Below are 11682 nucleotides of genomic sequence, written 5' to 3' on the forward strand. Positions count from 1 at the left end.
TTAATCTGCATAAAGCAAAACCCCCGGCCTGGGCCGGGGGTTCTGTGATCACTCGTCGAGGAAGGAGCGCAAATGCTCGCTTCTCGTCGGGTGGCGCAGCTTGCGCAACGCCTTGGCTTCGATCTGACGAATCCGTTCACGGGTCACGTCGAACTGCTTACCAACCTCTTCGAGGGTGTGGTCGGTATTCATGTCGATACCGAAACGCATGCGCAGGACCTTGGCTTCACGGGCAGTGAGGCCGGACAGGACTTCGCGAGTCGCTTCTTTAAGGCTCTCAACGGTTGCAACATCGATTGGCGACTGCATGGTCGAGTCTTCGATGAAGTCACCCAGATGGGAGTCTTCGTCATCACCGATCGGGGTTTCCATGGAGATCGGCTCTTTAGCGATCTTCAATACCTTGCGGATCTTGTCCTCAGGCATTTCCATGCGTTCGCCCAGCTCTTCCGGGGTCGGTTCGCGACCCATTTCCTGCAGCATCTGGCGGGAAATACGGTTGAGCTTGTTGATCGTCTCGATCATGTGCACCGGAATACGGATGGTGCGGGCCTGGTCGGCGATCGAGCGAGTGATCGCCTGACGGATCCACCAGGTGGCATAAGTCGAGAACTTGTAGCCGCGGCGGTATTCGAACTTGTCTACCGCTTTCATCAGACCGATGTTGCCTTCCTGGATCAGATCGAGGAACTGCAGGCCACGGTTGGTGTACTTCTTGGCGATGGAGATCACCAGACGCAAGTTCGCTTCGACCATCTCTTTCTTCGCGCGGCGGGCCTTGGCCTCACCGATCGACATGCGACGGTTGATGTCCTTGATCTCGGCGATCGTCAAACCGGTTTCGGTTTCCAGCGCGGTCAGCTTCTGCTGGCAACGAATGATGTCCGGCTGCAGGCGACCAATGGCTTCAGCGTATTTGCTTTTGCCTTTGGCCAGAGCGTCGGACCAGCTTTCGTCGACTTCGTTGCCCGGGAACTGGCGCAGGAAGTCGGCACGCGGCATGCGGGCGTCACGAACACACAGTTGCATGATCGCGCGCTCTTGCTGACGCAGACGATCCAGGGCGCTGCGAACACGCTCGACCAGGCCTTCGAATTGCTTCGGCACCAGTTTGATCGGCATGAACAGCTCAGCCAGGGCCAACAGCTCGGCAATCGCTGCCTTGTTGTGGCGACCGTGCTTTTTCAGAGCCTTGCGGGTGATTTCCATCTGATCGGCGACAGCGCCAAAACGCTGTGCGGCGATGACCGGATCCGGACCGCTTTCGGCTTCTTCTTCGTCATCGCTTGCTTCGGCGTCATCGTCATCGGTGTCGTCGTCCGCTTTCACGGCTTTCGAATCGACAGGCGGTGGCACTTCGGCTGCAGGCGGCGCAATGCCGTCGTCCGGGTCGATATAACCACTCAGGACGTCGGACAGGCGGCCACCTTCGGTGGTGACGCGAGTGTACTCGGAGAGAATATGGTCAACCGTGCCAGGGAAGTGCGCGATTGCGCCCATCACTTCGCGGATACCCTCTTCAATACGTTTGGCGATTTCGATTTCGCCTTCACGTGTGAGGAGCTCTACCGTACCCATTTCACGCATGTACATGCGCACTGGGTCGGTGGTGCGACCAATGTCGGTCTCGACCGCTGCCAACGCTGCTGCTGCCTCTTCGGCCGCGGCTTCGTCGGTATCGGCGTCGGCCAGCATAAGGGAATCCTTATCTGGCGCAACCTCGAATACGTTGATCCCCATGTCATTGATCATGCGGATGATGTCTTCCACCTGTTCCGGATCTGAAATATCCTCCGGCAGGTGGTCGTTGACCTCCGCGTAAGTCAGGTAGCCCTGCTCACGACCAAGTGTGATCAACTCTTTGATACGAGACTGCTGTTGCGCTTTTCCGGACATAACACCCTATCCACTGAAGGTCTTGGCGGGCAAAAAACAAGCCGAGGATTATACCTGAGCTATGACCTCACGCGCCAGTTGAGGTCGGGCTTGATGCGCAAACATTGCGGCTTAAAAGGTCGCGCAGTTGATTTTTCTCTTCGGCACTCAATTCACTTTGACGTGCTTTTCGAAGAAGTTGTTCCAGGTTTCGCTCGCGTTGGCGTGCTGACAAGCTAGTAATGGTGTCGAAAAACTGTTGTTCAAGGTTATCTCCATCAATCAGCCATTCCTTTTCTGCCAGCGCTTTTAGCAGTCGGCCTTGTTCGGTGCCGTGCCAGCGCGCAATCAGTTGAAATGAGTTTAGCTTGGGATTCTTCTGTACGGCTTCGAGCAGGGCGACCAGCAGTTGTGTGTTGGTATGGTCCTCGGCAGCGAAGTGCCCGGCATCCTCGACTTTCTCGGCTAATTGCGGGTGATGCAACAACGTGCGCAAGGCCGCCAGTGTGGGTGGCTCTACAGCGGCTGGTATCCGTGGTGCGCGCGGCTGATCGCGATCGCCGCCTCGCTTGCCGTTCTTGTCCCACGGCTTCTTGTCCCATTTCTTGCCGCCTGCGCCAGGCTTCTTCGGCGTCCACTCCTGCTGCGGCACATACATCTCTTGCGCCTGTGGCTGATGGTAGTCGCTGTAATCCGGCATGGCGTCGTAATCGATGCCCGGGTCGTACGCTGGTGGTGCTTCCTGAGGTGCGCTTTGCACCAGCTGGCTCACAGCTTCACCGCTGAGCCCGGTAATTTCGGTCAGGCGCTGGCGCATCAGGGTGCGCAGGTTGGCGCCAGGGACTTTGTCGATCAGCGGCGCGGCGAGGGTGGCCATGTGGGCCTTGCCTTCGAGTGAGCGCGGGTCTGATTCCTCGGTCAGCTGTTGAAAAAAGTAGTCGGCCAATGGCTGGGCATGCTGATTGATCCGTGCGCGGAAGGCGTCAGTGCCTTCAGAGCGAACCAGGGTGTCCGGGTCTTCACCTTCGGGCAGAAACAGAAAGCGCGCCCGGCGCCCATCCTGCAGGCTCGGAAGGGTGGCCTCCAGCGCTCGCCAGGCCGCATTCCGGCCTGCCTGGTCGCCGTCGAAACAGAACAATACGCTGGGAACGACGCGAAACAGTCGTTTCAAGTGTTCTTCGCTGGTGGCGGTGCCCAAGGTTGCCACGGCATTGCGCAGGCCCTGCTGGGCGAGGGCGATGACGTCCATGTAGCCTTCGACGACGATGATTTCGTCGAGGTTGCGGTTGTTCTTGCGTGCTTCAAAAAGACCGTAGAGTTCCTGGCCCTTGTGGAAAACCGGGGTTTCCGGTGAGTTCAGGTATTTCGGCTTGTCATCGCCCAATACCCGGCCGCCGAAGGCGATGATGCGCCCGCGACTGTCACGGATCGGGAACATCACGCGATCGCGGAAGCGGTCGTAGCGCTTACCGGTTTCGGCGTTCTCGACCAGCAGGCCGGCATCGATCATGGCTTTTTGTTGCAGGGTGTCGCTGCTCAGATGCTTGAACAGATTGTCCCAGCCGGGCGGAGCAAAGCCGAGGCCGAAGTCCCGGGCGATTTCACCGGTCAAGCCGCGACCTTTCAAGTAATCCACAGCCGCTTTGCGCGCCGGATGGCTTTTCAGGGCCTGGCGGTAAAAATCGGCGGCAGCGGTGAGCAGTGGATACAGCGGCGAATCAGTGGGCTGGCGCGGCTTGTGCGCTCGGCCGCTTTCTTCGCGGGGGATTTCCATGCCGGCGGCTTTGGCCAGTTCCTCGACCGCCTGGGGAAAGTCCAGGTTGTCGTGGTCCATGATGAAGCCGAGGGCATTACCGCCAGCGCCGCAGCCGAAGCAGTAATAGAACTGTTTGTCGGGGCTGACGCTGAAGGAAGGGGTTTTCTCTTTGTGAAACGGGCAGCAGGCTGTGTAGTTCTTGCCGGCCTTTTTCATTTGCAGGCGCGAGCTGACCACGTCGACGATGTCGGTGCGGTTCAGAAGGTCGTCAATGAAGCTCTGGGGAATTAGCCCGGCCATGGCGTTCTCGTCATCTGCGCTGAAATGGACCCTAAGCGAAGGGCGGCCGAACGTGGGTCGTTGTTTGAGGCGCGCAAGGTGTGCGGCTCGACCAGTGTCGTCTGCGTAATCGCTGTCGGGAAGTGTATCTGCCGAAAATCCACTGACGTTAGTACCAATCAGTATTCGACTATTTGAAAGTGTTTCGCTGAATCCGGCGACGGCCAGTCAATGGCCTCGGATAGCTCATAAGCGGGCACGCAAGAAGGTGCCTTGGGCTGATCGTCGTGAGAGGAATCAGTGGGTGTGCTCGTCAGTAGCCTTGGAAGGCTCGTCAGAAAAGACGTGCACCGCTGGCAGAAGAGCCAGGTCTGACGCTGTGAAGCAGATTTGTCTCGGTCGCGTCTGCGGCTTTGACGGTGAAGCATCAAGCGTTGTCCGCAAATGCCATTAGCCCGGCTTGGGGCCGGGCTTGGCAGAAGCTTGCTACGATCGTCTGTGTATTAGTACAGACGAACGGCGCGGCGCTGTTCGCGCTGTACTTTCTTGGCGTGACGCTTAACAGCGGCTGCTGCTTTACGCTTACGCTCAGAAGTAGGCTTCTCGTAAAATTCGCGGCTACGAACTTCAGCCAGTACACCGGCTTTTTCGCAGGAGCGCTTGAAACGACGCAGAGCTACGTCGAAGGGTTCGTTCTCTTTAACTTTGACGGCTGGCATCCAGAGCTACCTTCATTCATTACCGGGGTCAACATCCTCGCGGCAAAAGAGCACTTGAAGACGTCGGTTTTTAAGGGTTGCGGATGTTAACCCCTCATCGCTCGGAATGCAAAGCCTCTGATCGAAAACCGCTGGTCGGGGCATCACGCGACGACTATTATGCGCGCCTTCGAATTCAGCCTCTACAAGGCGCAAACCCATGCTAGTACTGGGATTAGAAACCTCTTGCGACGAAACCGGTGTCGCACTTTACGATAGTGAACGCGGGTTGTTGGCCGACGCGCTGTTCAGTCAGATCGATCTGCATCGTGCCTATGGCGGTGTGGTGCCGGAGCTGGCGTCGCGTGATCACGTCAAACGCATGCTGCCCTTGATTCGTCAGGTTCTGGCCGAGGCCGATTGCGTGCCGACCGAGATCGATGCCATCGCTTATACCGCCGGTCCCGGCCTGGTCGGAGCCCTGCTGGTAGGGGCTTCCTGCGCTCAGGCGCTGGCTTTTGCCTGGGGTATCCCGGCGCTGGGCGTGCACCACATGGAAGGTCACTTGCTGGCGCCGATGCTGGAGCCGCAGCCACCGGAGTTCCCGTTCGTCGCTTTGTTGGTCTCGGGGGGTCATACGCAGCTGGTTCAGGTCGACGGGATCGGTCAGTACACGCTCTTGGGCGAGACCCTCGACGATGCCGCCGGTGAAGCGTTCGACAAAACTGCAAAAATGATGGGCCTCAATTACCCGGGCGGTCCGGAGATTGCTCGTCTGGCGGCGCAAGGCGTTGACGGACGTTTCGTCTTCCCGCGTCCGATGTGTGATCGTCCGGGCCTGGCGTTTAGCTTCAGCGGTTTGAAAACCTTCGCCTTGAACACCTGGCAGCAATGCGTCAGCGCCGGGGACGACGGCGATCAAGCCCGTTGCGACATCTCGCTGGCGTTCCAGCAGGCCGTGGTGGAGACTTTGACCATCAAGTGCAAGCGTGCCCTGAAACAGGCGGGTCTCAAGCGTCTGGTGATCGCAGGGGGCGTCAGCGCCAATAAGGCGCTGCGGGTGTCACTGGAAAAAATGCTCGGCGACATGAAGGGCGACGTGTTTTATGCCCGTCCGGAGTTCTGCACCGATAACGGCGCGATGATTGCGTTTGCCGGATGCCAGCGTTTGCAGGCCGGTCAGCATGAAAGCCTGGCGATCAGCGTGCAGGCGCGCTGGCCGATGGAACAGTTGTCGGCGCTGTGATGAGCGGCGCTCATGTACGGTATTTAAAAATGCCGTTCGCGCCCGGCAAACAGGTCGCGTAGATTGCCGCGATGACGCCAGACGATCAGCCCCGTGAGCGCGCTCATGGGCAGCAATGCCGCCGGTTCTTGCCAGGCAAGCAGTGGCAGGGTCAGGGGGGTGGCAATCAGGGCTGCGAGTGAGCTGGTGCGGGTCAGGTAGAACGTCAGCAGCCAGGCGCAGACCGCCAGCAGTGCGGCGGGTGGATAGAGCCCTAGCAGCATGCCGGCGGCGGTGGCGACACCCTTGCCGCCGCGAAAGCGGAAGTACAGCGGAAACAGGTGACCGATGACGGCACAGACGCCGATCCAGGCTTGTTCCTGCAGTGAAAGGCCCGCCGCACCCGCGATCAACACGGGCAGAAGGCCTTTGTTCAGGTCGCCGAGCAAGGTCAGGATGGCGAGTTTCTTGCCAGCCAGGCGCAACATGTTGGTGGCACCGGCATTGCCCGAACCACTCATTCGCGGATCGGGGTTACCGGTCAGGCGGCTGAGCAAAATGGCGAAGGACAGAGAGCCAAGCAGGTAGGCGAGGATCGCCAGTAACCAAAACATGCTAACTATTCCGGGCGAGGACGCCCTGATTCTAACGGCGCATTGCGCCCTTGTCGTGCAGCGGAGAGAAGTGCTTGGACAGAGTGTTTATCGAGGGCCTGGAAGTCGACACCGTGATTGGTGCCTACGACTGGGAACGAGGCATCCGACAGTGTCTGCGACTTGATCTGAGCTTCGCCTGGGACAATCGTCCGGCTGCCGCCGGTGATGACCTGACCCTGGCGCTGGACTACGCGAGCGTTTCGTCACGTATCCAGGCATTTGCCGAACAGGCGCAGTTTCAGCTGGTCGAGACGTTTGCCGAGCGTCTGGCGCAAGTGCTGATGAGCGAATTCAAGATCACCTGGATGCGCCTGAAGCTGACCAAGCCGGGCGCTATCCCGGCGGCCACCGGTGGCGTGGGCGTGGAGATCGAGCGCGGATGTCGCTGACTCAGGTGTATCTCGGGCTCGGGAGCAATATCGAGCGTGAATCCCATTTGCAGGCTGGCCTGGACGCCCTGGCGGGTTTCCTGGTGGATATGCGCTGCTCGGCGGTATTCGAAAGCCAGCCGGTGGGGATCAAGAGCGGGCCTTTTTTCAACTTTGTGGTCTCGGCCTTCACTGATCTGCCGCTGATAGAGCTGGACCGCCGATTGAAGTTCATCGAAGCGGACAACGGCCGTTACGCTCCAGACCGCAAGGGTTTGCCGCTGGATATCGATGTGTTGCTGTTTGGCGACCTCGTGGGCAATTTCGATGGTTTGATTTTGCCGCGTGCAGAGATTCTGAAAAATGCCTTTGTGCTGTGGCCGTTGTCGCTGATTGCGCCGGACAGAGTGCATCCAGGCGTAGGCAAAAGCTTTGCGACCTTGTGGAGCGAGGCGCGGATCGATCAGGTGTTGGCGCCGGTGGCTTTTGAATGGCGCGGCCAGCAATTGACCCCTTCGAATTTAGTGTGACCCTCTTCGCGGGCAAGCCTCGCTCCTACAGGGGTAGCGTCGATCATGTGAATGGCGCCAATCTGTAGGAGCGAGGCTTGCCCGCGAAGCTTTTCACGTCGACGCCGCGTCTTTGTAAGCCTTCAACGCCTTGAGCCGCTCGCGCTTGATCGCTTCGCCCAGCTCGGGTCCCTTGAATCCCTTCTCCAGCAGCGGCTGAACGGCAATACTTCGCGCCGCAGTGGCCGCGCCACGTAAATAATCCGCCTGTGGATAACTTCTCTGCTCCAGGCCTTTGCGTCCCCGAGCGTCCATCTCGCATGCCGCGATAAATTCCTCAAAGCGCTGAGGTCGACGATAGACGTCGAAACTCTGCAGCAACTCCAGCAAGGTCGACGGTTTCAACTCCAGAGCACGATGGCCATGGGTGTGATATTCGCCCACCAGCAGCGCCAGTTCCTGACAGTCCTTCGGTGCCTTGAAGCGTGCGTTGACCGCTTTGATCAGCTTCAGGCCTTTGTGCTCGTGGGCAATATGGCGGGGCCATTCTTCCTCGGGCGTCAATCCTTTGCCCAGGTCATGCAGCAGGCAGGCCCAGCGCACGGTCAGCGGTTGTTTGTGCTGCGCGGCTTGCTCCAAAACGCTCAGGGTGTGTACGCCAGTGTCGATTTCCGGGTGATGGGCTTCGGGTTGCGGTACGCCGAACAGGGCGTCGACTTCCGGCATCAGCACCTTGAGTGCGCCGCACTCGCGCAGCACCTCGATGAACACCTGGGGTTGGTCTTCCATCAGTGCACGGGAGATTTCTTTCCAGCTGCGTTCCGGGGTCAGCGCCTCCAATTCGCCTGACTCGCTGAGTTGACGCATCAGTTCAAGTGTCTCGGGGGCGACGGTGAAACCCAGTCCGGCATAACGCGCGGCGAAGCGGGCAACGCGTAGAACCCGGAGCGGATCTTCGGCGAACGCGGGGGAAACGTGACGCAGCAGGCGAGCCTCGAGATCGCGCTGCCCATGGTAGGGATCGGTCAGGTTCTGCTGATCATCTTCCGCCATGGCGTTGATCGTCAGGTCGCGACGAATCAGGTCTTCTTCGAGTGTGACTTCGGGGCTGGCGTGAAAGGTGAAGCCGCCGTAACCGCGCCCGCTTTTGCGCTCGGTGCGGGCGAGGGCGTATTCCTCACTGCTTTTGGGGTGAAGAAACACCGGGAAATCCGTACCCACCGGGCGGAAACCCTTGGCGAGCATTTCTTCGGTGGTGGCGCCTACCACGACCCAGTCGATATCGGTGACAGGCTTGCCCAGCAGGCGATCGCGGACCGCGCCACCGACTTTATAAATCTGCATAAAAAACCTCCGTTAGCCCGACAGAATAACCTTTGCGTCGAACTTACGGAGGCAGAAAACAGGATCAAAGATGAATGACTGCCAGATCCAGGCGGCCATAATCCCCCTCGCCATGCTCGCCTTTAGGGGGGACGTGGTGGGTTTTCACCACCTGATCCCCTTGCAGGGTTTCCAGGTGAATGTCGAAGCCCCAGAGCCGGTGCAGGTGCTTGAGTACTTCCTCGGTTGAGTCGCCCAGTGGTTTGCGATCGTGCTGCTGGTGCCGCAAAGTCAGGGAGCGGTCGCCACGCCGATCGATGCTGTAGATCTGTATGTTGGGTTCGCGGTTGCCCAGGTTGTACTGCGCCGCCAGGGTTTCGCGAATGGTGCGATAGCCTTCTTCGTCGTGTATGGCCGGAACCAGCAGATCGTCCTTCTGATCGTCATCGAGGATGCTGAACAGTTTCAGGTCGCGGATCACCTTGGGTGACAGGTACTGCAGGATGAAGCTCTCGTCCTTGAAGCTGCTCATGGCGAATTTGATGCTGGACAGCCAGTCGGTGCCGGCGATTTCCGGGAACCAGCGGTAGTCCTCTTCGGTGGGCTGTTCGCATATGCGCCGGATATCGCGATACATGGCAAACCCCAGGGTGTAGGGGTTGATCCCGCTGTAGTAGGGGCTGTCGAAACCGGGCTGAAAGACCACGCTGGTATGGGAGGTCAGGAACTCCATCATGAAACCGTCGGTGACCAGGCCTTCGTCGTACAGGTCGTTCATCAGCGTGTAATGCCAGAACGTGGCCCAGCCTTCGTTCATCACCTGGGTCTGGCGCTGTGGATAAAAATACTGGGCGATCTTGCGCACGATCCGCACGATTTCACGTTGCCAGGGCTCCAGCAGCGGGGCATGTTTTTCGATGAAGTACAGGATGTTTTCCTGAGGTTCGGCGGGAAAACGCGCGTTGTCCTTGTCGCTGTATTTGTCCGCGCCTTTTGGAATGGTCCGCCACAAATCGTTGATCTGCTTTTGCAGATGCTCTTCCCGATCCTTCTGCCGACGGCGTTCCTCTTCGGCGGAAATCGGATAAGGGCGTTTGTAACGGTCGACCCCGTAATTCATCAGCGCATGGCAGGAATCGAGCAAGTCCTCTACCGCGTCGATGCCGTGGCGCTCTTCGCATTGCATGATGTACTGCTTGGCGAATACCAGGTAATCGATGATCGAACTGGCGTCGGTCCAGGTGCGGAACAGGTAGTTGCCCTTGAAGAAGCTGTTATGGCCATAGCAGGCATGAGCTACCACCAGTGCCTGCATGCAGATGGTGTTTTCCTCCATCAGATAGGCGATGCAAGGGTCCGAGTTGATCACAATCTCGTAGGCCAGCCCCATCTGGCCGCGACTGTAGGACTTTTCGGTGCTGAGGAAGTGTTTGCCATAGGACCAATGGTGATAACCCAAGGGCATGCCGACAGAGGCGTAGGCATCCATCATCTGCTCGGCGGTGATCACTTCGATCTGGTTAGGGTAGGTATCGAGGGCGTAGCGGGCCGCGAGACGACTGATTTCGCGGTCGTAGGCCTGGATCAGCTCGAACGTCCATTCGGAGCCGGTGGAAATGGGTTGGCGCTTCTGCTCTTTGGCGGTCATGTCACTAACCTGCGCTGGAAGAGTTCACGAAAGACCGGATAGATATCCCCGGCCGAGACCAGTTGCTGCTGGGCAAAAGTGTCAGAGAAGGCTTCGGCGATGCGTTCGTACTCGAACCACAGAGCCTGGTGTTCGCGCGGGGTAATCTCAACATAAGTGTAGTACTGCACGAACGGCATGATCTGATTGATCAGGATGTCGCGGCAGATCGGCGAATCGTCGTTCCAGTTGTCGCCGTCGGACGCCTGAGCGGCATAGATATTCCATTCGTTGCTCGGATAACGCTCGGCCATGATCTCCTGCATCAGCTTCAGGGCGCTGGAGACGATGGTGCCGCCGGTTTCCCGGGAGTAGAAGAACTCCTCCTCATCCACTTCGCGGGCGCTGGTGTGGTGGCGGATGAACACGACGTCGATTTTGTCGTAATTGCGCTTGAGAAACAGGTAAAGCAGGATGAAGAAACGCTTGGCGATGTCCTTGGTCGCCTGGGTCATGGAGCCAGACACGTCCATCAGGCAGAACATCACCGCTTTGGAGCTGGGGTTCGGCTGTTTGATAAGCAGGTTGTACTTGAGGTCGAACGTGTCGAGGAACGGCACTCGATGAATGCGCGCGCTGAGTTTTTCGATTTCTGCTTCGAGGTCCTGAATATCACCGAAGTTGTCCGGCTCTTCTCGTTTAAGCCGCGTCAGCTCCTCTTTGACTTCACGCAATTTTGCCCGGCTGCTGCCCGACAGGGCGATTCGCCGGGCATGGGCCGAGCGTAGCGTGCGGATTATGTTGATCCGTGACGGGTTACCCTCATTGCTGATGCCCGCGCGTACGGTCTTGAAGGTATCGGTGCCGCTCAGGTGGCGTTTGACCAGGTTAGGCAGTTCAAGGTCCTCGAACATGAATTCGAGGAATTCTTCCTGGGTGATCTGGAAGACGAACTCGTCCATTCCCTCACCTGTGTTTCCGGCCTTGCCGGGACCTCTGCCACCGCCACCTCCGGGCGGACGGGCAATGTGCTCGCCGCTGGTGAACTCCTTGTTGCCCGGGTGCACGATGGTCTGCTTGCCGCCACGGCCGTGGTGAAGCACCGGCTCGTCGATGTCGCGGCCGGGAATGCTGATCTGCTCGCCGTGCTCCATATCGGTAATGGAACGCCGGCTGACCGCCTCTTCGACGGCCTTCTTGATGTGATCACGGTAACGCCGCAGAAACCGCTGACGGTTTACCGTGCTCTTGTTCTTGCCATTGAGACGTCGGTCGATCACATAGCTCATGACTGCTCCTTAGAAGCTGTCCTGAAAGGGGCGAGCGGTTATGCAGCATCGACTCTGTGCCAAGGGATGTTCACGCT

10 protein-coding genes are annotated in these 11682 nt (G+C 58.6%); 3 read left to right on the forward strand and 7 right to left on the reverse strand.

Going from position 1 to position 11682, the window contains the following annotated elements:
* Positions 1-48 precede the first annotated feature (48 nt).
* From rpoD to rpsU, 3 genes are all read right to left on the reverse strand, one after another.
* A complete protein-coding gene (gene rpoD / locus ACZ9BB_RS26715) occupies positions 49-1896 on the reverse strand; it encodes an RNA polymerase sigma factor RpoD (RefSeq protein ID WP_253418034.1) in 1848 nt (615 codons plus the stop codon).
* A 67-nt stretch (positions 1897-1963) separates the two neighbouring features.
* Complete coding sequence (gene dnaG, locus ACZ9BB_RS26720) at positions 1964-3931, reverse strand: DNA primase (protein WP_476217663.1); 1968 nt, start codon at positions 3929-3931, stop codon at positions 1964-1966.
* Between the two features lie 482 nt (positions 3932-4413).
* The gene (gene rpsU / locus ACZ9BB_RS26725; RefSeq protein WP_002551877.1) at positions 4414-4629 is read right to left on the reverse strand and encodes a 30S ribosomal protein S21; all 216 of its coding nucleotides are present in this window, start codon (positions 4627-4629) and stop codon (positions 4414-4416) included.
* 199 nt (positions 4630-4828) lie between these two features.
* Between rpsU and tsaD the strand changes: the two genes are divergently transcribed.
* Positions 4829-5854 carry a tRNA (adenosine(37)-N6)-threonylcarbamoyltransferase complex transferase subunit TsaD gene (gene tsaD / locus ACZ9BB_RS26730; protein ID WP_476217665.1) on the forward strand — a complete coding sequence of 342 codons (1026 nt, stop codon included), beginning with the start codon at positions 4829-4831 and terminating at the stop codon, positions 5852-5854.
* A 23-nt stretch (positions 5855-5877) separates the two neighbouring features.
* Here the strand turns inward: tsaD and plsY are convergent, their stop codons facing one another.
* Positions 5878-6447 (reverse strand): glycerol-3-phosphate 1-O-acyltransferase PlsY, encoded by a 570-nt coding sequence (plsY, locus tag ACZ9BB_RS26735; protein ID WP_476217667.1) that lies wholly within the window; start codon positions 6445-6447, stop codon positions 5878-5880.
* 74 nt (positions 6448-6521) lie between these two features.
* Between plsY and folB the strand changes: the two genes are divergently transcribed.
* Complete coding sequence (gene folB / locus ACZ9BB_RS26740; RefSeq protein WP_007904249.1) at positions 6522-6878, forward strand: dihydroneopterin aldolase; 357 nt, start codon at positions 6522-6524, stop codon at positions 6876-6878.
* Positions 6869-7387, forward strand: coding sequence for a 2-amino-4-hydroxy-6-hydroxymethyldihydropteridine diphosphokinase (gene folK, locus ACZ9BB_RS26745; protein WP_476217669.1), 519 nt, complete (start codon positions 6869-6871; stop codon positions 7385-7387). The genes folB and folK overlap by 10 nt, the downstream gene beginning before the upstream one ends.
* Positions 7388-7480: 93 nt before the next feature.
* On the opposite strand, the gene ACZ9BB_RS26750 is transcribed toward folK, so the two are convergent.
* The 3 genes from ACZ9BB_RS26750 to ACZ9BB_RS26760 form a co-directional block, all read right to left on the reverse strand.
* Complete coding sequence (locus ACZ9BB_RS26750) at positions 7481-8710, reverse strand: multifunctional CCA addition/repair protein (protein WP_476217671.1); 1230 nt, start codon at positions 8708-8710, stop codon at positions 7481-7483.
* A 64-nt stretch (positions 8711-8774) separates the two neighbouring features.
* Positions 8775-10337: a SpoVR family protein gene (locus ACZ9BB_RS26755; RefSeq protein WP_476217673.1), complete on the reverse strand. Its 1563-nt coding sequence runs from the start codon at positions 10335-10337 to the stop codon at positions 8775-8777.
* A complete protein-coding gene (locus tag ACZ9BB_RS26760; RefSeq protein ID WP_476217675.1) occupies positions 10334-11605 on the reverse strand; it encodes a YeaH/YhbH family protein in 1272 nt (423 codons plus the stop codon). Before ACZ9BB_RS26760 ends, ACZ9BB_RS26755 begins: the two co-directional genes overlap by 4 nt.
* Between the last annotated feature and the right edge of the window lie 77 nt (positions 11606-11682).

The organism is Pseudomonas sp. TE3552, assembly GCF_056278945.1.

What these genes read in the sequence shown, in the direction of transcription:
- rpoD (WP_253418034.1), bottom strand. Translation starts at nt 1,896, where the DNA reads ATGTCCGGAAAAGCGCAACAGCAGTCTCGTATCAAAGAGTTGATCACA.
- dnaG (WP_476217663.1), bottom strand. Translation starts at nt 3,931, where the DNA reads ATGGCCGGGCTAATTCCCCAGAGCTTCATTGACGACCTTCTGAACCGC.
- rpsU (WP_002551877.1), bottom strand. Translation starts at nt 4,629, where the DNA reads ATGCCAGCCGTCAAAGTTAAAGAGAACGAACCCTTCGACGTAGCTCTG.
- tsaD (WP_476217665.1), top strand. Translation starts at nt 4,829, where the DNA reads ATGCTAGTACTGGGATTAGAAACCTCTTGCGACGAAACCGGTGTCGCA.
- plsY (WP_476217667.1), bottom strand. Translation starts at nt 6,447, where the DNA reads ATGTTTTGGTTACTGGCGATCCTCGCCTACCTGCTTGGCTCTCTGTCC.
- folK (WP_476217669.1), top strand. Translation starts at nt 6,869, where the DNA reads ATGTCGCTGACTCAGGTGTATCTCGGGCTCGGGAGCAATATCGAGCGT.
- ACZ9BB_RS26750 (WP_476217671.1), bottom strand. Translation starts at nt 8,710, where the DNA reads ATGCAGATTTATAAAGTCGGTGGCGCGGTCCGCGATCGCCTGCTGGGC.
- ACZ9BB_RS26755 (WP_476217673.1), bottom strand. Translation starts at nt 10,337, where the DNA reads ATGACCGCCAAAGAGCAGAAGCGCCAACCCATTTCCACCGGCTCCGAA.
- ACZ9BB_RS26760 (WP_476217675.1), bottom strand. Translation starts at nt 11,605, where the DNA reads ATGAGCTATGTGATCGACCGACGTCTCAATGGCAAGAACAAGAGCACG.